General features: G+C 43.0%; 23 protein-coding genes. 3 read left to right on the top strand and 20 right to left on the bottom strand.

The window, feature by feature from the left end; all coding sequences use genetic code 11:
* Positions 1 to 14: 14 nt before the first annotated feature.
* Both N8M66_RS06840 and cdaA read right to left on the bottom strand, forming a co-directional pair.
* Complete coding sequence (locus tag N8M66_RS06840; RefSeq protein ID WP_125416211.1) at positions 15 to 794, bottom strand: YbbR-like domain-containing protein; 780 nt, start codon at positions 792 to 794, stop codon at positions 15 to 17.
* Positions 781 to 1,638 (bottom strand): diadenylate cyclase CdaA, encoded by an 858-nt coding sequence (gene cdaA / locus N8M66_RS06835; RefSeq protein ID WP_049491656.1) that lies wholly within the window; start codon positions 1,636 to 1,638, stop codon positions 781 to 783. The genes N8M66_RS06840 and cdaA overlap by 14 nt, the downstream gene beginning before the upstream one ends.
* 138 nt (positions 1,639 to 1,776) lie before the next feature.
* On the opposite strand from cdaA, the gene N8M66_RS06830 reads away from it, so the two are divergent.
* Positions 1,777 to 2,745, top strand: coding sequence for an NAD(P)/FAD-dependent oxidoreductase (locus tag N8M66_RS06830; RefSeq protein ID WP_070842827.1), 969 nt, complete (start codon positions 1,777 to 1,779; stop codon positions 2,743 to 2,745).
* A 33-nt stretch (positions 2,746 to 2,778) separates the two neighbouring features.
* Here N8M66_RS06830 and whiA read toward each other — a convergent pair whose 3' ends face one another.
* The 10 genes from whiA to N8M66_RS06780 form a co-directional block, all read right to left on the bottom strand.
* Positions 2,779 to 3,690, bottom strand: a complete 912-nt coding sequence (gene whiA, locus N8M66_RS06825; protein ID WP_020903050.1) for a DNA-binding protein WhiA — start codon at positions 3,688 to 3,690, stop codon at positions 2,779 to 2,781.
* Positions 3,687 to 4,664 carry a YvcK family protein gene (locus N8M66_RS06820; protein WP_001231075.1) on the bottom strand — a complete coding sequence of 326 codons (978 nt, stop codon included), beginning with the start codon at positions 4,662 to 4,664 and terminating at the stop codon, positions 3,687 to 3,689. The genes whiA and N8M66_RS06820 overlap by 4 nt, the downstream gene beginning before the upstream one ends.
* On the bottom strand, positions 4,661 to 5,551 hold the full coding sequence (gene rapZ / locus N8M66_RS06815; protein WP_000163055.1) for an RNase adapter RapZ: 891 nt from the start codon (positions 5,549 to 5,551) through the stop codon (positions 4,661 to 4,663). The genes N8M66_RS06820 and rapZ overlap by 4 nt, the downstream gene beginning before the upstream one ends.
* 51 nt (positions 5,552 to 5,602) lie before the next feature.
* The gene (locus N8M66_RS06810) at positions 5,603 to 5,983 is read right to left on the bottom strand and encodes a RidA family protein (protein WP_001140420.1); all 381 of its coding nucleotides are present in this window, start codon (positions 5,981 to 5,983) and stop codon (positions 5,603 to 5,605) included.
* A 10-nt stretch (positions 5,984 to 5,993) separates the two neighbouring features.
* Positions 5,994 to 6,581 (bottom strand): ribosome biogenesis GTP-binding protein YihA/YsxC, encoded by a 588-nt coding sequence (yihA, locus tag N8M66_RS06805; protein ID WP_000422605.1) that lies wholly within the window; start codon positions 6,579 to 6,581, stop codon positions 5,994 to 5,996.
* An 8-nt stretch (positions 6,582 to 6,589) separates the two neighbouring features.
* Positions 6,590 to 7,822, bottom strand: coding sequence for an ATP-dependent Clp protease ATP-binding subunit ClpX (clpX, locus tag N8M66_RS06800; RefSeq protein WP_012972566.1), 1,233 nt, complete (start codon positions 7,820 to 7,822; stop codon positions 6,590 to 6,592).
* A 36-nt stretch (positions 7,823 to 7,858) separates the two neighbouring features.
* The gene (locus N8M66_RS06795; RefSeq protein ID WP_000442260.1) at positions 7,859 to 8,029 is read right to left on the bottom strand and encodes a hypothetical protein; all 171 of its coding nucleotides are present in this window, start codon (positions 8,027 to 8,029) and stop codon (positions 7,859 to 7,861) included.
* Positions 8,029 to 8,535: a dihydrofolate reductase gene (locus N8M66_RS06790; RefSeq protein ID WP_061590351.1), complete on the bottom strand. Its 507-nt coding sequence runs from the start codon at positions 8,533 to 8,535 to the stop codon at positions 8,029 to 8,031. Before N8M66_RS06790 ends, N8M66_RS06795 begins: the two co-directional genes overlap by 1 nt.
* Positions 8,536 to 8,654: 119 nt before the next feature.
* Positions 8,655 to 9,329, bottom strand: coding sequence for a (d)CMP kinase (gene cmk, locus N8M66_RS06785; protein WP_049487135.1), 675 nt, complete (start codon positions 9,327 to 9,329; stop codon positions 8,655 to 8,657).
* 8 nt (positions 9,330 to 9,337) lie between these two features.
* Positions 9,338 to 9,838: an SAG1386/EF1546 family surface-associated protein gene (locus N8M66_RS06780; protein ID WP_049511127.1), complete on the bottom strand. Its 501-nt coding sequence runs from the start codon at positions 9,836 to 9,838 to the stop codon at positions 9,338 to 9,340.
* A gap of 45 nt (positions 9,839 to 9,883) precedes the next feature.
* Between N8M66_RS06780 and N8M66_RS06775 the strand changes: the two genes are divergently transcribed.
* The gene (locus N8M66_RS06775) at positions 9,884 to 10,081 is read left to right on the top strand and encodes a ferredoxin (protein ID WP_004235080.1); all 198 of its coding nucleotides are present in this window, start codon (positions 9,884 to 9,886) and stop codon (positions 10,079 to 10,081) included.
* Positions 10,082 to 10,138: 57 nt separating this feature from the next.
* On the opposite strand, the gene N8M66_RS06770 is transcribed toward N8M66_RS06775, so the two are convergent.
* The 6 genes from N8M66_RS06770 to N8M66_RS06745 form a co-directional block, all read right to left on the bottom strand.
* Positions 10,139 to 11,122: a glycosyltransferase family 2 protein gene (locus tag N8M66_RS06770; RefSeq protein WP_314725948.1), complete on the bottom strand. Its 984-nt coding sequence runs from the start codon at positions 11,120 to 11,122 to the stop codon at positions 10,139 to 10,141.
* Positions 11,106 to 12,125 carry a UDP-glucose 4-epimerase GalE gene (galE, locus tag N8M66_RS06765; protein WP_049491630.1) on the bottom strand — a complete coding sequence of 340 codons (1,020 nt, stop codon included), beginning with the start codon at positions 12,123 to 12,125 and terminating at the stop codon, positions 11,106 to 11,108. The genes N8M66_RS06770 and galE overlap by 17 nt, the downstream gene beginning before the upstream one ends.
* Positions 12,126 to 12,227: 102 nt before the next feature.
* Complete coding sequence (locus N8M66_RS06760) at positions 12,228 to 13,331, bottom strand: NAD(P)/FAD-dependent oxidoreductase (protein ID WP_261046340.1); 1,104 nt, start codon at positions 13,329 to 13,331, stop codon at positions 12,228 to 12,230.
* Positions 13,332 to 13,347: 16 nt separating this feature from the next.
* Complete coding sequence (locus N8M66_RS06755) at positions 13,348 to 14,145, bottom strand: Nif3-like dinuclear metal center hexameric protein (RefSeq protein ID WP_261046337.1); 798 nt, start codon at positions 14,143 to 14,145, stop codon at positions 13,348 to 13,350.
* Positions 14,132 to 14,809 carry a tRNA (adenine(22)-N(1))-methyltransferase gene (locus N8M66_RS06750; protein WP_261046333.1) on the bottom strand — a complete coding sequence of 226 codons (678 nt, stop codon included), beginning with the start codon at positions 14,807 to 14,809 and terminating at the stop codon, positions 14,132 to 14,134. Before N8M66_RS06750 ends, N8M66_RS06755 begins: the two co-directional genes overlap by 14 nt.
* 101 nt (positions 14,810 to 14,910) lie before the next feature.
* Positions 14,911 to 17,247 (bottom strand): cation-translocating P-type ATPase, encoded by a 2,337-nt coding sequence (locus N8M66_RS06745; protein ID WP_261046330.1) that lies wholly within the window; start codon positions 17,245 to 17,247, stop codon positions 14,911 to 14,913.
* Between the two features lie 132 nt (positions 17,248 to 17,379).
* On the opposite strand from N8M66_RS06745, the gene N8M66_RS06740 reads away from it, so the two are divergent.
* Positions 17,380 to 18,129 (top strand): lysophospholipid acyltransferase family protein, encoded by a 750-nt coding sequence (locus N8M66_RS06740; protein WP_261046327.1) that lies wholly within the window; start codon positions 17,380 to 17,382, stop codon positions 18,127 to 18,129.
* A 42-nt stretch (positions 18,130 to 18,171) separates the two neighbouring features.
* Here N8M66_RS06740 and N8M66_RS06735 read toward each other — a convergent pair whose 3' ends face one another.
* The gene (locus tag N8M66_RS06735) at positions 18,172 to 18,864 is read right to left on the bottom strand and encodes an alpha/beta hydrolase (RefSeq protein WP_261046325.1); all 693 of its coding nucleotides are present in this window, start codon (positions 18,862 to 18,864) and stop codon (positions 18,172 to 18,174) included.
* On the bottom strand, positions 18,845 to 19,852 hold the full coding sequence (locus N8M66_RS06730; RefSeq protein WP_261046324.1) for an ABC transporter substrate-binding protein: 1,008 nt from the start codon (positions 19,850 to 19,852) through the stop codon (positions 18,845 to 18,847). The genes N8M66_RS06735 and N8M66_RS06730 overlap by 20 nt, the downstream gene beginning before the upstream one ends.
* Positions 19,853 to 19,859 lie beyond the last annotated feature (7 nt).

Genomic DNA, 19,859 nt, shown 5'->3' with positions numbered 1-19,859 from the left:
TCCTTTTCCTATTTTTAATTCGTTTTTGAACTAGTTGCTTTCGTTGACGAAGATGTCTCCGACGAACTGCTTGTTGTTGAATTTGATGTGCTTGAACTTGGTGCTACTGGTTTTGTAGTCACCTTCATTGTCGTGTCGAACGGAGTAATAACTGCCGGTAAGACAACACCATTGCGATCGATTGCCTGCAAAGGTACTGAACCACTGTAATTACCTGTTATGCGTTCGCTGGTTGGTAAAAGCGCAATAACTTTGTCAATCTTAGCTAATGTTTCCTGGTCAGTTGTGACCGAAACTCGTTCGTTTGACACGGTTATACTATCAATTTGTAACTTGGGATCAATCTGGCTTTGGTCAACTTGTGGCACAACAAGCATCCCATCTCGCTTAACCTTCTTCCCAACATTCACTGTAATCTTTTGAGGCGTTGCCACAGCGGTCAATCCACTTGGAAGATTTTCAATATTCAAGGGAACTTCAATCGTTCCAACACTGGCATCCGTCAAATCAGCAGTTACCTTAAACTTACGAGTGCTCTCCTGCATTTCGCTGGCCAAGGTCACACGATTGGCTCCGGTTAATACCACTGAAACTTCTGATGCAAATCCGCTAATGAAATACTGGTCATCATCATAGTGAATAACAATAGGAACGTTCGTTATCGTATTGGTGTAAGTTTCTGATTTAACCTGCCTTGCGGTATTACTATTTTGAAAGTTGGTTGACGTTGCATAGATGAATAAGATACAAGCAAAAAAGAGAGATGAAATGATGTATAGACTATTTTTTCTCATATTTCCAACCTCCTAACAAACGGTCCTTGAAACTGACTTTTTCCTCAACGGCTGGCAAAAGAATTGCTCGTAGCTCTGCTTCAAATTCTTCAATCGTCAAGTCGTGCTTGAAAACACCGTTATAGGTAATAGAAATGCCACCTGTTTCCTCTGAGACGATGAAGGTCAAGGCATCGGATACTTCTGACAAACCGATAGCCGCCCGATGTCTGGTCCCAAATTCCTTTGAAATCCCTGTGCTTTCTGTCAAGGGCAGATAGGCAGAGGTGACTGCAATCCGATTTTCTCTGATAATCACAGCACCATCGTGTAGGGGAGTGTTGGGGATAAAGATATTAATAAGGAGTTCAGCTGAAATATTGGCATCCAAAGGAATCCCTGTCGCAATGTATTCTTGCAAGGTCCGAACTCGTTGGATGGCAACCAGAGCACCAATCTTACGAGGACTCATATATTCAACCGACTTGACAAAGGCACGAATCATTTGCTCTTCTGCACTAATTTGAGCAGTAGAAAAGAAATCTGTCGCCCTTCCCAAGCGTTCCAAACCAGTCCGAATCTCTGGAGAGAAGATAACAACCGCAGCAATAACCCCATAGGTGATAATTTGATTAATCAACCAAGAAATCGTTGTTAAACCAAGGATATTGGCTACAACCTGGGCTAATACAAAGATCACGACCCCACGCACCAAAATCATAATCTTGGTGCCAGCTATCGCTTTTGTAAAACGATATAAAATATAGGCCACAATCAAAATATCAAACAGATTGATGGCAATACTCCAAGGACTAGAAAACAAGCTAGTCCAATATTGCAGGTTGGATAATTGTTGAAAGTTCATCTGCTGTCTCCTCTCTGTCCAAACACGTTCCTTTCTATTATACCATTTTTCTGGCATTTTTTTCCCTATCCTACTTCATTTTAAATTAAAGAAAAAATATGATAAAATAAACTGACTAGAAAAAACAAAGGAGAAACCATGTCTCAACTCTATGATATCACTATTGTAGGTGGCGGTCCTGTCGGGCTCTTTGCAGCCTTCTATGCCCACCTACGCCAAGCTAAAGTTCAAATCATCGACTCCCTTCCGCAACTAGGTGGACAACCTGCTATTCTCTATCCTGAAAAGGAAATTCTAGACGTACCGGGATTCCCAAACCTGACTGGAGAAGAGTTGACCAACCGCTTGATTGAACAACTAAATGGCTTTGATACCCCTATTCATCTCAATGAAACGGTTCTTGAGATTGAAAAACAAGAAGAAGTCTTTGTCATCACAACTTCTAAAGGAAATCACCTGTCTAAAACTGTTATCATTGCTATGGGGGGCGGTGCCTTTAAACCTCGTCCGCTGGAATTAGAAGGCGTTGAGGGCTATGAAAATATCCACTATCATGTTTCCAACATTCAGCAATACGCTGGTAAGAAAGTAACGATTCTTGGTGGGGGGGACTCGGCTGTGGATTGGGCTTTGGCTTTTGAAAAAATTGCACCAACTACCCTTGTTCACCGCAGAGATAATTTCCGCGCCTTGGAACACAGTGTCCAAGCCTTACAAGAATCATCTGTATCCATCAAGACACCATTCGTTCCTAGCCAACTCCTTGGAGATGGAAAAATGCTTGACAAGTTGGAAATCACAAAAGTTAAATCTGATGAAACAGAAACTATTGACCTAGACCACCTCTTTGTCAACTATGGTTTCAAATCTTCTGTTGGTAACCTTAAAAACTGGGGTCTGGACCTCAACCGCCACAAGATTATCGTCAACAGCAAACAGGAATCCAGCCAAGCAGGTATCTATGCTATCGGTGACTGCTGCTACTATGACGGAAAAATTGATTTGATTGCAACAGGACTGGGAGAAGCTCCAACTGCTGTCAACAATGCCATCAACTACATTGACCCTGAGCAAAAAGTACAACCAAAACACTCTACTAGTTTATAAAAAAGAACCACGAGTCAAATGCGATTCGTGGTTTTATAATTCATCGGCTATCTTATTGATTTTTCTAAGTCTGTGGTTGACACCACTTTTGGTCAGAGGGGTGCTGAGGCTGTCTGCCAACTGCTGGATAGAGTAGTCTGGGTGCTGAATCCGCAGTTGCGCTACCTCCTGCAAATCCACTGGCAGGTTTTCTAAGCCCATGATATCTTTGATTTTACTGATATTGTTGATAGTCTTCATGCTGGCAGAAACTGTCCGAGCAATATTGGCTGTTTCGGCATTATTGGCCCTATTGAGGTCATTACGGGTTTCTCGTAAAATCTTTACTCTCTCAAAATCATCACGCGCCTGCATGGCTCCGATGACAATCAAGAAGTCCATAATATCTTCGGCACGCTGGAGGTAGGTCACAGCACCCTTTTTGCGCTCAAGTACTTTGGCATCTAATAAAAATTGCTGGAGAAGGGAGGCAAGCCCTTGCGCGTGATCCAGATAAACAGAACTGATTTCCAACTGGTACTTGCCTGACTCAGGGTCACGAATGCTTCCATTTGCCAAGAAAGCGCCACAAAGATAGGCACGCCCTGCTTCCTCGTCCGATAAAATCTCCTCATCAATACCTGTTTCTAGGCCAAAGAAAGAGTCTGCCAAGTGCAAATCACTCAACAAGTCCTGCACCTTTTCATCTGTAAAAACGGTATAGACTCGATTCTTGCGAAGATTGCTCCGTTGGTGGTGGCGAATTTCCGATTTGATTTCGTAGAAATGGAGAAAGGACTCGTAGAGGTGACGAGCCAGTTTGGCATTTTCTGTCACAACTGACAAGGTCAAGCCCGAAGTCGAGAGACCGATACTGCCAGACATTTTGATAATGGCAGATAATTCATGCCGGCTCAGATGGTGCTGACCTAGGATTTCTTCTTTAACTGCTACTGTGAAACTCATTTTCTCACCTGTATAATCCGCATCAATTCATCCACAATCAAATCCCCATCGTGGAAGGCACCACCATTTTCCAGACGAAGGAAGTTGGATGAAATCACACGCGGAACTTGCTTACAAAGACCAGCAAAATCATGTTCCACCTGCACTAAGTATTCATCAAAACGGTTGGAATTCATGTATTCCTGAGGCACTTTTTCAATATTCACCAAGACAGTATCGATAAAAGGTCGGCCAAGGTGACGATGCAAGACCTCTACGTGGTCACTATCTGTAAAGTGTTCCGTCTCCCCACGTTGGGTCATGATATTGCAGACATAGGCGATTTCTGCCTTGGTTTCCAAAAGTGCCTGCCCGATTTCCTTAATCACGATATTGGGCAAAATCGAGGTAAAGAGGGAACCAGGTCCGAGGACAATCATGTCACTTTCAAGAATGGTCTGCACTACTCGACGACTGGCCAGAGGCGTATCATCGTTGAGGGTATTGGTCACATAGACATGGTCAATCATGCCTGGATGGTCTGCAATATGACTCTCTCCAGCCACTTCTGTCCCATCCTGAAAGACCGCATGAAGGGTCAAAGGATGGTCACTGGAAGGATAAATCTTCCCTGTTGTATGGAAAAATTTGCTCAGTAACTGCATGGCATTATAGGTCGAACCCTGCATTTCTGACAAGCCAGCAATGATGAGATTACCCAATGGATGACCAGCAAAGGCTCCTGCATCTTCAGAAAAGCGATACTGAAAGACTTTCTCATAAAACTTAGGCATATCCGACATGGCCACAAGGACATTGCGGAGATCTCCTGGCGGTGTCAACTGCTGCATGTTTTTTCGGAGTTCACCTGATGAACCACCATCATCGGCCACCGTTACGATAGCAGCGATTTCCACATCTTTTTCACGCAGACTTTTAAGAATGACGGGGATCCCAGTCCCTCCACCAATCACCGTTATCTTTGGTTTTCTCATGAACGGTTTACCGTTTCCTTTCTTCGGTCTTTGTCGCGATGCCCTTCATTAACAGGCCAATTCTTGGATAAGTCCTGCGCCAAGCGTTTAGCAAAGGCCACACTACGGTGTTGCCCACCCGTACAACCCATGGCAATGGTCAAAACGGACTTACCTTCCTTTTGGTAACTTGGCAAAATCGGCTCAATCAAGGCCAACAAATGTTGATAGAAGTCTTCTGACTCAGGGTGATTCATGACATAGTCATAAACTGGTTCATCTACACCCGTTTGGTTTCGCAGTTCTGGAAGGTAGTATGGATTTGGCAAGAAACGGACATCAAAAACCAAGTCTGCATCAATCGGGATTCCATATTTAAAGCCAAAAGACATGACTTCGATACGGAAAGACTGGGCTTGTTCCTGATCAGAAAACTGCTCTGCAAGGGTTTTGCGCAGCTCACGTGGAGTAAGTTCAGTTGTATCCACCACATTTTGACTCATATTTTTCAAAGGCGCCAAGAGTTCACGTTCCAGCTTGATTCCATCCAAAATCCGTCCATCTGCAGCTAGAGGGTGACTTCGTCTAGTTTCCTTGTAACGAGCGACCAATTCCTTATCAGCTGCATCCAAAAAGAGAATTTTAAAGTCCAGTTCTTCCTTATTTTCCAACTCATCCAAAACCGCTTGAATTTCTGAAAAGAAAGAACGGCTACGCATATCCACTACCAAGGCCAACTTATGGTCGTCTTCCTTTGTTTCAACCAACTGCAAAAACTTAGGCAAGAGAGCTGGCGGCATATTATCAATGGTAAAATAGCCTAGATCCTCGAAGGACTGAATGGCCACAGTTTTCCCTGCACCACTCATCCCTGTCACAATCACCAAGTGAAGTTGTTTCTTTGTCATCTTTTTCTCCTTATATCAAAAGAAGTTTGGCAGAACCAAACTTCAACTAGCTTATCCAATCTCTGCGATGACTTCGATTTCGACTTTTACATCACGAGGAAGACGAGCTACCTCCACAGCTGAACGAGCTGGAAATTCCTCTTTAAAGGCCGTTTGGTAAACCTCATTAAAAGGAACAAAGTCGTTCATATCGCTCAAGAAGCAAGTTGTTTTGACCACATGGTCAAAGTCTGTTCCTGCTTCCGCCAAAATAGCACCGATGTTTTTCAAGACTTGTTCTGTCTGTTCTTGGATAGTCTCTCCAACGATTTCTCCAGTTTCAGGAGAGAGAGGAACTTGACCACTAGCAAACAAGAGGTTGCCAACGATTTTTCCTTGAACATATGGTCCGATAGCCTTTGGAGCTTTGTCTGTATGAATTGTTTTTGCCATTTTCTTTTCCTCACAATTTTTCTAATATTGCATCCCAAGCCTCATCCATCCCTGCCTTGCTGACAGATGAAAAGAGGATGAAATCGTCACTTGGGTCAAAGTTTAATTTCTTTTTGATTGCTGATTCGTGCTTGTTCCATTTACCACGAGGAATCTTGTCCGCCTTGGTCGCAACGATGATGACCGGAATCTCATAATACTTGAGAAATTCGTACATCTGTACATCATCTGCTGACGGGTCATGACGAAGGTCAACTAAACTGACTACTGCACGGAGATTTTCTCGAGTTGTCAGATACTCCTCAATCATGCGCCCCCACTTTTCACGTTCCTTTTTGGAAACGCGGGCATAGCCATAACCAGGCACATCCACAAAGCGCATCTTGTCGTCGATGTTAAAGAAGTTGAGCAGCTGGGTTTTCCCAGGTTTCCCTGATGTACGAGCCAGATTCTTACGGTTCAACATAGTATTGATAAAGCTAGACTTGCCAACATTGGAACGCCCTGCTAGGGCAATCTCTGGTAGTTCATCCTGCGGATAGTGGGACTTATTCGCCGCACTGAGCAAGATTTCAGCATTATGTGTATTAAGTTCCATAGTCACCTCTAGGCTGTTTCTAGGATTGGTTTATCCGTTCCATCGACAGCTTCTTTTGTGATGCGGACCAATTTCACATTTTCCTGACTCGGCACTTCAAACATGACATCTAGCATTGTTTCTTCAATAATCGAACGAAGACCACGCGCACCAGTTTTGCGTTCAATGGCTTTATTAGCAATCTCTTGAAGGGCTTCGTCGTCAAATTCCAACTCGACATCATCATAAGAAAGTAAGGTTTGATATTGTTTCACCAAGGCATTTCTTGGCTCTTTCAAGATGCGAACCAAGTCATCAACCGTTAATTGCTCAAGAGCTGCAAAGACAGGCAAGCGTCCAATCAACTCTGGGATAATACCAAATTTTTGAATATCTTCTGCGATGATTTCTTGCATGTAGGAGCTATTTTCGTCAATCGCCTTGTTATTTTGACCAAATCCGATAACTTTTTCACCCAGACGTTGTTTGACAATTTCTTCGATGCCATCAAAGGCACCACCCACGATGAAGAGGATATTTTTAGTATCCACTTGAATCATCTCTTGTTGCGGATGTTTGCGTCCACCTTGAGGAGGTACACTAGCAACAGTTCCTTCGATAATCTTGAGAAGGGCTTGTTGTACTCCTTCACCTGAAACGTCACGTGTGATAGAGACATTCTCGCTCTTCTTGGCAATCTTGTCAATTTCATCCACATAGATAATGCCACGCTCTGCACGTTCAATGTTAAAGTCAGCAGCCTGTAGGAGTTTGAGGAGAATATTTTCCACATCCTCACCCACATAACCAGCCTCAGTAAGAGCTGTTGCATCTGCAATGGCAAAAGGTACATTTAAACTCTTAGCCAAGGTCTGGGCAAGGAAAGTTTTCCCTGAACCAGTTGGGCCAATCATCAAGATGTTTGACTTTTGCAAATCCACATCTTCTGACTCTTCACGCGTATCGTGGAAATTGATGCGTTTGTAGTGGTTGTAAACCGCCACTGCTAAGGCACGTTTGGCACGATCTTGACCGATTACATAGTGGTTCAAGATATGGAGAAGTTCGATTGGTTTTGGAACTTCAGACAAGTCTGCCAAGACTTCTTCCGCCAACTCCTCACGAATGATCTCCTGGGCTAACTCCACACATTCATTACAGATAAAGGCATTGTTCCCAGCGATTATTTTTTGTACTTCTTCTTGGCTTTTGCCACAAAATGAGCAATAAACCATCATATCATTATTCCTATTTGTAGGCATGATTTCCTTCCGTTCTATTCTATACTGTCATTCTATCTAAAATAAGGTCATGTAAAAAGCATGGATACTATTGACCAAATTGGTAAAGGCATTTAACCAGAGCAGGACAGAAAGTCCATAGCGCTTTTTACGAAAAGCCTGTGCTCCTGCAAGCAAGCAGACCAAGCACAGCATGGCTGTGAAAAAACCAAATATACTACGTTCCATTAGACTTCCTTTCTCTTGCGGTATTGGATGGTAAAATCATAAGGATTTTTCTCATCTTTGGTATAGGATTTGCTTGAAATCGTCTCAAAAAGAGACAAGTCAAACTCTTCAGGAAAATAGGTATCTCCTTCCACCCGAGCATGAATTTGAGTCACAATCACCTCATCAAGGTAGGGTTCAAAAGCCTGAAAAATCTGCTTTCCACCAATAATATAGAGATTCTTTTCTTGAGCCTGATACCAGCCCAAGACAGACTGGACATCATAAAAAGTAGTAACCCCGTCTATCTTTTCTTCTGGATTACGAGTCAAAATCAGGGTCTCCCGTTTTGGAAGCAAGCGACGCTCCATCCCATCAAAGGTCACACGCCCCATCAAGATAGCATGATTCAGAGTTGTTTCTTTGAAGTGTTGCAATTCTGCTGGTAAATGCCAAGGCAGACGATTGTCCTTCCCAATTACACCATCTTCATCCTGGGCCCAAATAGCTACGATTTTCTTAGTCATGCTTCCATCCTTTTTACTGATAGTACTATTTTATCAAAAAACTCAAAAAAAGACTGGTTTGGAATGCGTTCAGTTTGATAGAAAAGAAGCAGGCTAGCTTTAGCCTGCTTCTCCTGTCCCTAGGACATACGTTTCTTTGCTTCTAATTCAATTTTTTTGACTACTTCTTGAATGTTCAAACCAGTTGTATCAAGGTAAACTGCATCCTCTGCTTGTTTGAGAGGCGAAGTCTCACGATGACTATCCTTGTAGTCACGCGCAGCAATTTCCTCTTTTAGGGTTTCAAGGTCTGTTTCAATTCCCTTGGCAATATTTTCCTTGTAACGGCGTTCTGCTCTTTCATCAACAGAAGCTACTAAGAAAATTTTCAATTCTGCTTGTGGCAATACAACAGTCCCAATATCGCGACCATCCATGACAATCCCACCTTGCTGGGCAATCTCTTGTTGGAGAGAAACTAGTTTCTCACGTACTTCAGGAATTGCTGCAATAGCAGAAACATGATTGGTCACTTCATTTTCACGAATAGGATGAGTAATGTCCACATCTCCTACAAAGACAAGTTGTTCTCCAGTTTCTGAGCGCCCAAAGCTGATTGGATGCTGGTCCAATAAGGCTAAAAGTTCCTCAATTTCTTCCACTCCTAACTGGTGTTTCAGAGCCATATAGGTCGCCGCACGATACATAGCACCTGTATCTAGATAGGTATAACCAAAATTTTTAGCAATAATCTTAGCAACCGTACTCTTACCGCTTGAAGCTGGACCATCGATAGCAATTTGAATTGTTTTCATATCAACTCCTATTTGATTTTGATAACATCACCTGGATTAGCAAACCAAGAACCTGTAGCCATATGCCCAGGATTCAAGGCCTCTAGCTGAGCAATCGAGATTCCTGCACGAGCGGCAATGGTTGCTTCTCCTTCTCCAGCCTGAACTGTAATTGTCCCTTCACTATCAGTATGCTCTTCAGAATGACTTTCACTAGAAGAGCTCTCTGTAGAAGTTGCTTCTTCAGTCTTGCTAGATGAAGATGCGGATTCTTCTGTTACAGAGGTTGAAACAGGGGCAGATGAATCATAAAAATCTTTCAAGGCTGCTGTACGATTACTCCCTCCACTTGAAAGGTAAATCAATACTATTATCATTACTACAACAATCACGAAAAAGAGACTAGCTAGAATCGTCAAGACACGATTTGCAACAATACCTGTACCTTTTTGATTACGTTGATGTCGTTCCGTTCTCGTCTGTTCTTCTTGATTCTCATAAATATCTTCTTGCCACGGTTCTTTTGCCATACCTTACTCCTTGTTTTTTTTTACTTTTCTTATTACAATATAAATATGAAAATCACACTTATACCTGAACGCTGCATTGCCTGTGGTCTTTGCCAAACTTATTCTGAATTATTTGATTACCACGATAATGGAATCGTGCGTTTTTACGATGACCCTGACCAACTAGAAAAAGAAATCTCTCCTAGTCAGGACGTCGTAGAAGCTGTTAGAAACTGTCCGACACGTGCCTTGATTAAAGATTAACTCTAATACCGACAGGAACGTTCCACTCCTTCTAGTTTAGCATATTTCCATGCAAAATTATAGTCTTTTCTCTTTATTTTTTTCTGTAAAATCAGGAAGGTCACTTTTTTCTTTGACGAGATAAAGTGGTCTTTTTTTGGTCTCTAGATAAATCTTACTGATATACTTGCCGAGAATCCCAATGGTCAAGAGTTGAATCCCACCAAGGAAGAGAATAACAGCCATCAGAGAGGTCCAACCTGATGTCGGATTGCCCAAAATGAGGGTCCGCACCACAACAAAAAAGGTCATAAGCAGAGAAATCAAACAAGATAGGAGACCTGCCACAAAGGCTATAATCAAGGGAAAATCTGAAAAATTAACAATCCCTTCAATGGAGTAGAAAAAAAGTTGCCTAAAACTCCAACTGGTCTTACCAGCCTTCCTTTCGACATTTGGATAGTCCAGATAGTGGGTTTTAAAACCCACCCAGGCAAAGAGTCCCTTCGAAAAACGATTGGACTCAGTCAAGCTTAAAATGGCATCGACTACAGACCTTCTCATCATGCGAAAATCACGGACACCTGACGGCAGGGCTACTGGACTAATTTTTTTCATGAAGCCGTAAAATAGATTAGCACAAAAACTGCGAAAGAAGGGTTCCCCCTCCCGACTAGTTCTCCTGGTCCCAACACAGTCCAAGTCTGTATTCTGGTCTAGTAAGGCTTTCATCTCAAGCAATATACTAGGAGGATCTTGGAGGTCTGCATCCATCACCACCACTAGATCTCCTGTCGCATATTGCAAGCCTGCATACAGAGCTGCTTCTTTGCCAAAATTTCGCGAGAAAGAAATATAATGCACTGCTGGATTTTGCTCCCGATAGGTCTTTAAGAGTTCCAAGGTCCCATCACTTGATCCATCATCGACAAAGACATACTCGATTTCTGTTCCCAAATCCGGAAGTAAAGCTTCCAAAGCCTGATAAAAAAGAGGAAGTACTTCCTCTTCGTTTAAACAGGGGACAATGATTGACATCACCATCTTAGTCTTCAAATCCATTTGGATGCTTGCTTTGCCAACGCCATGCGTCTTCACACATTTGGGTGATGTCTAATTCTGCTTCCCAACCGAGTTCTGCTTTGGCTTTTGCAGGATCTGAATAGCAGGCTGCGATATCACCTGGGCGACGGTCTACAATGCGGTAAGGAATTGGACGTCCCACTGCTTTTTCCATGTTTTGAATAATTTCAAGAACAGAATAACCTTTACCTGTTCCAAGGTTATAAACGTTTAGACCTGAACCTTTTTGGATTTTTTGTAGAGCTGCAACGTGACCTTTAGCCAAATCGACAACGTGGATATAATCACGAACACCAGTTCCATCTTCCGTATCGTAGTCGTCTCCAAACACTTGCACTTGCTCTAATTTCCCAACTGCTACTTGAGTCACATATGGCAAGAGGTTGTTTGGAATACCGTTTGGATTTTCTCCCAAATCACCACTCTCATGTGCTCCGATTGGGTTGAAATAACGAAGTAAGACCACATTCCATTCTGAGTCTGCCTTGTAGATATCGGTCAAAATTTCCTCTAGCATAAGTTTGGTACGACCGTATGGATTGGTCACTGAAAGTGGGAAATCTTCCAAGATTGGCACGGTGTGCGGATCCCCGTAAACTGTCGCAGAAGAACTGAAAATAATGTTTTTACAGTTGTTTTCTTCCATGACCTTCAAAAGACTAACAGTTCCAGCGATATTGTTGTCATAGTAGGCAAGAGGAATACGGGTAGATTCACCGACAGCCTTCAAGCCAGCAAAGTGAATGACCCCTGTTGGTTCTTCTTGCTTGAAAATATCTCTGAGGGTATCGGTATCACGGATATCTGCCTCATAGAAAGGCACTTCAACTCCTGTGATTCTTTCAACAACTTCTAAACTTTTTCTGTTACTATTAACAAGGTTATCCACCACAACAACCTGATGACCTGCTTGGATTAACTCAATAACAGTGTGGGTTCCGATAAAACCTGCTCCACCCGTTACCAAAATCTTTTCTTGCATCTTTTTTCCTCGATTCTCGGATTATTTTTTCTTATTTTACCATTTTTGATAGGGAATGTCATTTGCCATCCTAGAGGGGAGGCTAAAATTTCAGTAAAATCCTTATTCGCTTTTTACTCGTTTGACATAGTTTTCAATTGGGTAGTTTAGAGGGTCCAAGGTCAACTCCTTGTCTTGGATCAGTTGAGCTAGGTGGTAACCAATGATAGGACCAGTTGTGAGGCCTGATGAACCTAGTCCACTAGCAGCATAGACACCTGCTAATTCTGGAACCTGCCCAAAGAAAGGAGAGAAATCACTGGTATAGGCACGGATTCCCACTCGTTCACTTCTGGAAGTCGCTTCCGATAAAACAGGATAGTGGGGCAAGGCTGCCACCTCCATTTGTTTGAGCAAGGTTTCATCTACCGTCAAATCAAATCCCATGTCATTTTCATGAGTAGCGCCTAGGGATAATTTCCCACCTGCAAAAGGAATCAAATCCCACTCCCCTTCTGGCATAACAACAGGGTAAGCTTCCATGTCTTGGGCAAGTTGATAATCTCGGAGTTGCCCCTTTTGGGGACGAACATCTACTTCATAACCTAAAGGTTCTAACAGGTGTCCCAACCAAGCTCCCGTCGCCAAAATAACTTGATCAAACACCTCTTCGTCAATCTGGTAACCTGATGCTAAAGGTGTCAGAGTTACTTTTTCTTTGACCAGCTTGACCTGACTGGCTTCTAGCAAACGAGTGACCAAAAGCTGCCCATCTACTCTCGCTCCACCAGAAGCATAGAGCAAGTGATCAAATCCCTGCAAACCAGGGAATAATTCATTAGCTGATGCTTGGTCCAGAATGGCTAATTGCCCTATGAAGGGAGATTCTTCTCTGCGCTGAAGGGCCAATTCGTAGAGTTCTTCCAACTTGGATTCATCCTTTTTCAGGAGAAAGACTCCCGAACGCTGGTAAAAGTCGATTTCTTGCCCTGACTTCTCTAAATCAGCTAATAAATCCACATAAAAGTCAGCCCCCAAGCGTGCCATTTTGTACCAGGCCTTATTACGGCGTTTGGAAAACCAAGGACTGATAATTCCTGCTGCGGCCTTGGTAGCCTGACCTTGTCCATGATCAAAGACGGTTACTTCTAGGTCACTTTCTTTCGAGAGGTAGTAGGCTGCTGTTGCTCCCACAATTCCTGCTCCGATAATAGCAACTTTTTTCATTGTCTTCACCTTCTAACTAGATATGGTGGAAAGGATTGGTTGATACTTGACTAGGTACAATATCAATAGTCCAGCCACTTTCTCCTTTCCATTGATTAAGAAGCTCTGCAATTTTTTCCACAAAAAGCACTTCGATATAGTGACCTGGATCCAATGCCAGCAAGCCATCAGACAACATATCCTGGGCAGTGTGGTAGTAAATATCACCAGTGATATAGACATCCGCTCCTTTAGCTAAAGCATCCTTATAGAAAGACTGCCCGCTACCACCACAGATAGCCACTCTTGAAATCGGCTTCTGCAAATCAGTCTCTTGATAATGCACCAATCGAAGACTATCTAGACCAAAGACTTGCTTGACATTCTGGGCCAATTCCCCAAATGTCTGAGGCTGAATATTTCCAATACGTCCAATCCCACGTTCAGGGGCAGTTTCCTGCAGATAAGTCGTTTCCTCGATACCTAGCATCTGACAGAACCAATCATTGAGACCATTTTCAACGATATCAATATTGGTATGACTGACATAAACTGCAATGTCATGCTTGATGAGATCAATGTAAATCTGATTTTGTGGACGGCTAGCTACCAAATCCTTGATGGGACGGAAAATCGGCGCGTGCTTGACGATAATCAAATCCACACCTTTTTCAATAGCTTCAGCCACCGTTTCTTCACGAATATCCAGAGCAACCATGACACTTTGGATATCCTTGTCTAAAGTGCCAATTTGCAGGCCACGACTGTCTCCCTCCATGGAAAATTCCTGAGGGCAAAAGGCTTCATATGCGTTAATTACTTCACTTGCTAGCATGGAGAACCTCCTTGATGGCTTGAATCTTATCTACTAGAACTTGACGTTCTTCCAGATTTTTCTCTGGGATTTGTCCGAGGGCAAACTCTAGCTTAACAGCTTCTTTTTGCCATTTTTGGACAAAGACTGGGCTGATTTCTTTAGACAAGAAGGGGCCAAAACGGACATCACTTGCTGATAACTTCATTTGTCCTGCTTCCACCACCAAGATCTCATAAAACTTACCCGCTTCTTCTAGAATGCTTTCTGCTACGATCTGAAAACCGTTCTCTTGTAGCCAGATACGCAAGTCGTCTTCACGATTATTAGGCTGGAGGATTAAACGCTCTACATTAGCTAACTTGTCCAAGCCTTCTTCTAAAATCCTAGCAATCAAACGCCCCCCCATACCAGCAATGGTAATGACCGACACTTGGTCTGCCTCTTCAAAGGCTGCCAAGCCATTTGCTAAACGAACCTGGATTTTCTCCTTTAGGCCGTGAGCCTCAACATTTTTGACCGCAGACTGATAGGGACCTTCCACCACCTCACCTGCAATGGCGCTTTTGATTTGGCCTCTTTCGACCAACTCGATAGGCAGATAAGCATGGTCACTCCCCACATCTAGTAAAATAGCCCCTTGGGGAACAAAGGAAGCCACCAATTCTAATCTCTTTGAAATCATTCTCTCTCTCTTTCCAAAACTCTATTACCTCTTATTATACCACATTTCAACTGGCAATCTTGTACCTAAAAAGACCGCAATCCACAGATTGCAGCCTTTCTTTATTTTCTAGCTTGGTAGCGACTGGTCAAAATGAAAATCACGGTAAAGAACAGCATCATGATACCATAAACAGGTAGTGTTTGTCCTGTTAAGGTTGAAATTTCAAGCAGTTTTTGAATTCTTGGGAAGAGAGCTGTGGCTAGGAAGCCTCCTACTGACCAAACAATCAAGAGGACACGCCATAGGGTAAATGGCATGCAGGCTCTAAATACGGATAAGAAACCAATTGATCCCAAGAGATAATAGAGTAGAGTTGAGATTTCTAACTCAGACCAACCTTGGCTACTTCCAAATATTTTCACAAAAAGAACGCTGAAGACGACCATGAGAGCACTTGGTAGAGCACGAAGCATGGATCTTCTGAGGAAGTTTGGCTCGACAGGTTTGATATTTCGCTCAAAAGTTAGAACGAATGGTGGAAAACCTTCCACGAACTGGTCAATCATGGTAATCTGGATTGGAATGAATGGGAAAATCAAGATCCACTCTGACCGACCTAGTAAAGCACTGGCGATACAGATAATTGCGAGCAAGAAAGAATAGATGGTCTTTATCAAGAAAATCGGTGCAATGTGGGCAATGTTATTGACCACGCGACGACCTTCAAAGAGAATCTCAGGAACATCATTAAAGTCAGAGTTCAAGAGAACCAGATTGGCAATCTGACGAGTCGCCGGATCTCCCTCAGCCATCACGATAGAACAATCCGCCTCACGAAGAGCCAGAATATCATTAACTCCATCCCCTGTCATAGCTGTTGTATGACCCGCTTTTTTCAGTGTTTGGATGATGAGTTTCTTTTGATGAGGGGAAACACGTCCGAAAATCGCAGTCTCCTCCGCCATAGCAATCAATTCCTCATCGGTGATTTTCGAACAATCGACATAGCTGTGGTAGTCCGCAAAGCCAGCCTTCTGGGCAATGCTGGACACCGTAACTGGATTGTCCCCAGAAATGATTTTGAGCCCCACTTCCTGAGAACGGAGATAGTCTAGTGTCTCTGCTGCTCCTTCTCGTATCGGGTCCAAGATCTCCAGCAAGGCTAGAGCCTGAATATCAGATGGTTTCTGTGGTTTGTGGTGGTCTAATTTTTCCTGACTGAGGGCTAAGACCAAGACACGTGAACCTCTCTCCAAGGCCTCCCTGGCTTCTGGTACCTCAGAATCCAGCAACATCTCAGGTGCACCTAAGAAAACTGTTCCCAAATCTTCTAACTCCATGGCTCCCCACTTGCGGTCGCTTGAGAAGGGAAGATTGGAAATCATAGGGTAGGCTACCTGACCTTGGAAACGCTGGCGAATGGCTTGGGCAGTTGGATTTTTATCCTCACTATGGGCTATGTAGCTGGTCAGGATACTGGCAATGGTCTCTTCACCATAAGTTTCCGTCAGTGGAAGAACAGCCTCCACCTGCATCTTCCCTTGGGTGATGGTGCCCGTCTTGTCCAAACAGAGCATATCCACGCGCGCCAAGGTCTCAACAGAGTACATCTCCTGCACCAAGACCTTTTTCAAGCCCAACTTAATCACTGCAGTCAAGAGCGAAGTAATGGTCAAGAGGGCAATTCCCTTAGGCAACATTCCCAGTAGGGCTGTCGACGAATTTACAACGGATGACTTGAGGGGCAAACCTTTCAACATCAAGGCTTCCAGCAAGAGAGCCAGACCAAAAGGAATGATAATCTTCCCAGTAAAACCAGCTAACCTGTCCAGCGATTTCATGATACGAGAGTTGATTGGTTTAACGGTCTTGGCTTCCAGCATGAGTTTGGAAGCATAGTTGTCTACACCGACATGGTGAACTTGAGCTAAAACTGCCCCACTGGCTAGGAAACTTCCTGACAAAAGCAAGGCATCCACTTCCTTTTGCACCAAATCACTTTCCCCTGTTAACATGGCTTCATTGACTTCCGCAAAGCCTTCCAAAACCAAGGCATCACTGGGAATCTGCTCTCCTGCAGACAAACGAATGACATCTCCTAACACCAATTCTTCAGGATTCAGAGCCACTTCTTGGCCATCACGAATGGTTTTGACCTTTTCTTTGGTCATGAGATTGAGCTTGTCCACCATGTGTTTGGCCCGTAGCTCGGTCACAATTCCAGAAAAAGCGTTAAAACAGATAACGGCAAAGAAGACCAGATTGCTCCAAGCCTGCACAAAGGCTAGTGCCAAAGCAATGACAAAGTTTAAAGCATTAAAAAGGGTAAAGACATTTCGTTTAACGATTTGCCAAGTACTAGTACTGGCCGATGCAGTAAAATCATTGACCAAGCCCTTAGCCTGTCTTTCCTTGACTTCTCTTTGGGTTAATCCCATAATCTTATTTTTATCCATAAATTCTATCATATCATTTTTTCTAAAAGAATTCTAATCTCATCCCAAATATGGACCTGGTCAAGGGAAAAGTTTGCCAGCCCTCCTTTGATAAGGTATAATAATAACAAGAAAAGAATCGAAGGAGATCGCATGTTTTATACTTATTTACGTGGATTGGTTGTCTTGCTCCTATGGTCCATCAATGGCAATGCCCACTATCATAATACTGATAAAATTCCTAATCAAGATGAAAATTATATTTTGGTTGCGCCTCACCGCACTTGGTGGGATCCAGTTTACATGGCTTTTGCGACCAAGCCAAAACAGTTTATCTTTATGGCCAAAAAAGAGCTCTTTACCAACCGTATCTTTGGCTGGTGGATTCGTATGTGTGGTGCCTTTCCTATTGACCGTGAAAATCCTAGCGCCTCAGCCATCAAATATCCTATCAATGTTCTCAAAAAAAGTGATCGCTCTCTCATCATGTTTCCAAGCGGGAGCCGTCACTCAAACGATGTCAAGGGTGGAGTTGCCCTGATTGCCAAAATGGCCAAGGTCCGTATTATGCCGGTTACCTACACAGGTCCTATGACCTTGAAAGGCTTGGTTAGCCGCGAACGTGTCGATATGAACTTTGGAAATCCAATTGATATCTCCGATATCAAGAAAATGAATGATGACGGCATTGAAACAGTCGCCAATCGTATCCAAACAGAATTCCAACGTTTGGACCAAGAAACGAAACAATGGCACAATGATAAAAAACCAAACCCACTCTGGTGGTTTATCCGCATCCCTGCTCTCATCCTTGCCATTATCCTCGCTATCCTAACCATCATCTTTAGCTTTATCGCAAGCTTCGTATGGAATCCAGATAAAAAGAGAGAGGCTCTTGGTTAAAAAATACAACAATCCCTTGGCAAAAGCCAAGGGATAACTCTTTTATTCGATTTTCCATTTTTGGGTCAACCAGCTAGAAAAGGCTAAAAATCGTTCAGCTACTTGTTCATGGTGTCCATAAGGATCAAAAACAAACTGGCCGTTCGGATAGCATTTCTGAAGACTGGTATGGATCTGCTCAGCATAGGCTGGTGCTTGAGCCAAGCGATTAGTATGGTGCGCTCCTTCTGTTTGACCATTCTGTAAATACAGCAAACAGTCTAAATTTTTCACTGTCTCTGCCTTGCAGTAAGTCACAAAATCAGGATACCAAAAGGAACCGCAGATGGAGAAGACACAGGAAACCTTGTCAAAGCTGAAAAGACTGTAGACTGCCGCTAAACCACCTAGTGAGTAACCCCCATAGGCAAGGCGATTTTTATCCAAGCGATAAAGCGACTGCAACATGTCTAAAAGACCTCCAAATAAATGACCATGATAGGCATTTGCCTGACCACCAAAATCTGGAGCCCCATCTCTCAGAGCAGATCCCTTCCAGGGAGTGTAGTCGTCTAGGCGATTTTTAGAGGTCAAGCCCACTAAAATCATAGATTCAGAAAGGGACGATAGGAAGTCCAAGTTTCCATCATTCAATAAAATAGCCGGATAGGTTTGATTGGGGTCGTAGTTAGAAGGAAGGCTGATTTTGACTTGAATTCCTTCCCAATCAAACTCATTATTTATTGATAAAGTCATTGATTTTCTCAAGAGAATCAATCACTGCTGGACCATAGTCCATCAACTCATCGTAAGAGATGGTCATGATTTTTTGATTCTTAATAGCAGGAACGCTTTCCAAAACAGCATTTGCCTTCATCAACTCTACTGCTTTTTCATCCAATTTTTTATTTCGATCGCTGGTTACATAGATAATCAATTCAGGATCCATTGACACGAGGTTTTCCAAGGTCAAGCCTGATGTCCCCGTAGCAACGTTGGTATAACCAAGTTGGTTCAGCAAACTTTCTTGCAAAGCAGACTTGTAGGCACCGAAGGTTTCATCATTATAAGCAACCATAATCAAAGCCTTTTTCTTTTCACCTTGGCTTGCTGGATTTGCTTTCTTAACAGCGTCAATTTTAGTTTGTAATTGGGTTGCGTATTCATTAGCCTTGTCCTGAACATTAAAAATCATTCCAAGATTTTTGACATCTTCTACGATATTCCCCAAATCTTGCTGAATTGTGGAGAGAGAAGCTTTTTGCGTATAAATTGGGATTTTGTTTTCATTCCAAGCGCTAACTGTCCCCAAGGATTTTTCAGAAAACATCATGTTTCGCCCCATCACAGCGTCTGGCTCATAAGAAAGGACTGTCTCTTGTGAGACTGTTTTTTTATCTCCAATTTGAGGAATAGCTGCAATAGCATCCTTGTATTTGTCTGTCACAGCATTATCAGGGTTAAGCATGCCAGCAATTTTATCCTTCAAGCCTAACTCCAATAAGATTTCAGTGGTTGAAAGATTGTTGGTGATAACTTTTTCAGGTGCCTTGTCAAAAACTTGTTCGACTTCATTTCCTTTAGCATCATAGGTTTTAACCGTTAGTGGATAAGTCGTCTCTGCGCTTGCCTTTTGACTTGTTTCGGCGCTAGACTGCGTGGAAGCTTTTTCTGTAGTATTACCACAAGCTGCCATGGTTAGGGTAGCTACTGTTACCAGTAAAATACTGAGTGTTTTTTTCATCTTGTTT

The organism is Streptococcus mitis (assembly GCF_946188585.1).
Taxonomy (GTDB): Bacteria; Bacillota; Bacilli; order Lactobacillales; family Streptococcaceae; genus Streptococcus; species Streptococcus mitis_DG.
Note: the sequence above shows the minus strand (reverse complement) of the source record. Positions and strands in the feature narration are given on the sequence as shown.

What these genes read in the sequence shown, in the direction of transcription:
- N8M66_RS06840 (WP_125416211.1), bottom strand. Translation starts at nt 794, where the DNA reads ATGAGAAAAAATAGTCTATACATCATTTCATCTCTCTTTTTTGCTTGT.
- cdaA (WP_049491656.1), bottom strand. Translation starts at nt 1,638, where the DNA reads ATGAACTTTCAACAATTATCCAACCTGCAATATTGGACTAGCTTGTTT.
- N8M66_RS06830 (WP_070842827.1), top strand. Translation starts at nt 1,777, where the DNA reads ATGTCTCAACTCTATGATATCACTATTGTAGGTGGCGGTCCTGTCGGG.
- whiA (WP_020903050.1), bottom strand. Translation starts at nt 3,690, where the DNA reads ATGAGTTTCACAGTAGCAGTTAAAGAAGAAATCCTAGGTCAGCACCAT.
- N8M66_RS06820 (WP_001231075.1), bottom strand. Translation starts at nt 4,664, where the DNA reads ATGAGAAAACCAAAGATAACGGTGATTGGTGGAGGGACTGGGATCCCC.
- rapZ (WP_000163055.1), bottom strand. Translation starts at nt 5,551, where the DNA reads ATGACAAAGAAACAACTTCACTTGGTGATTGTGACAGGGATGAGTGGT.
- N8M66_RS06810 (WP_001140420.1), bottom strand. Translation starts at nt 5,983, where the DNA reads ATGGCAAAAACAATTCATACAGACAAAGCTCCAAAGGCTATCGGACCA.
- yihA (WP_000422605.1), bottom strand. Translation starts at nt 6,581, where the DNA reads ATGGAACTTAATACACATAATGCTGAAATCTTGCTCAGTGCGGCGAAT.
- clpX (WP_012972566.1), bottom strand. Translation starts at nt 7,822, where the DNA reads ATGCCTACAAATAGGAATAATGATATGATGGTTTATTGCTCATTTTGT.
- N8M66_RS06795 (WP_000442260.1), bottom strand. Translation starts at nt 8,029, where the DNA reads ATGGAACGTAGTATATTTGGTTTTTTCACAGCCATGCTGTGCTTGGTC.
- N8M66_RS06790 (WP_061590351.1), bottom strand. Translation starts at nt 8,535, where the DNA reads ATGACTAAGAAAATCGTAGCTATTTGGGCCCAGGATGAAGATGGTGTA.
- cmk (WP_049487135.1), bottom strand. Translation starts at nt 9,329, where the DNA reads ATGAAAACAATTCAAATTGCTATCGATGGTCCAGCTTCAAGCGGTAAG.
- N8M66_RS06780 (WP_049511127.1), bottom strand. Translation starts at nt 9,838, where the DNA reads ATGGCAAAAGAACCGTGGCAAGAAGATATTTATGAGAATCAAGAAGAA.
- N8M66_RS06775 (WP_004235080.1), top strand. Translation starts at nt 9,884, where the DNA reads ATGAAAATCACACTTATACCTGAACGCTGCATTGCCTGTGGTCTTTGC.
- N8M66_RS06770 (WP_314725948.1), bottom strand. Translation starts at nt 11,122, where the DNA reads ATGGATTTGAAGACTAAGATGGTGATGTCAATCATTGTCCCCTGTTTA.
- galE (WP_049491630.1), bottom strand. Translation starts at nt 12,125, where the DNA reads ATGCAAGAAAAGATTTTGGTAACGGGTGGAGCAGGTTTTATCGGAACC.
- N8M66_RS06760 (WP_261046340.1), bottom strand. Translation starts at nt 13,331, where the DNA reads ATGAAAAAAGTTGCTATTATCGGAGCAGGAATTGTGGGAGCAACAGCA.
- N8M66_RS06755 (WP_261046337.1), bottom strand. Translation starts at nt 14,145, where the DNA reads ATGCTAGCAAGTGAAGTAATTAACGCATATGAAGCCTTTTGCCCTCAG.
- N8M66_RS06750 (WP_261046333.1), bottom strand. Translation starts at nt 14,809, where the DNA reads ATGATTTCAAAGAGATTAGAATTGGTGGCTTCCTTTGTTCCCCAAGGG.
- N8M66_RS06745 (WP_261046330.1), bottom strand. Translation starts at nt 17,247, where the DNA reads ATGGATAAAAATAAGATTATGGGATTAACCCAAAGAGAAGTCAAGGAA.
- N8M66_RS06740 (WP_261046327.1), top strand. Translation starts at nt 17,380, where the DNA reads ATGTTTTATACTTATTTACGTGGATTGGTTGTCTTGCTCCTATGGTCC.
- N8M66_RS06735 (WP_261046325.1), bottom strand. Translation starts at nt 18,864, where the DNA reads ATGACTTTATCAATAAATAATGAGTTTGATTGGGAAGGAATTCAAGTC.
- N8M66_RS06730 (WP_261046324.1), bottom strand. Translation starts at nt 19,852, where the DNA reads ATGAAAAAAACACTCAGTATTTTACTGGTAACAGTAGCTACCCTAACC.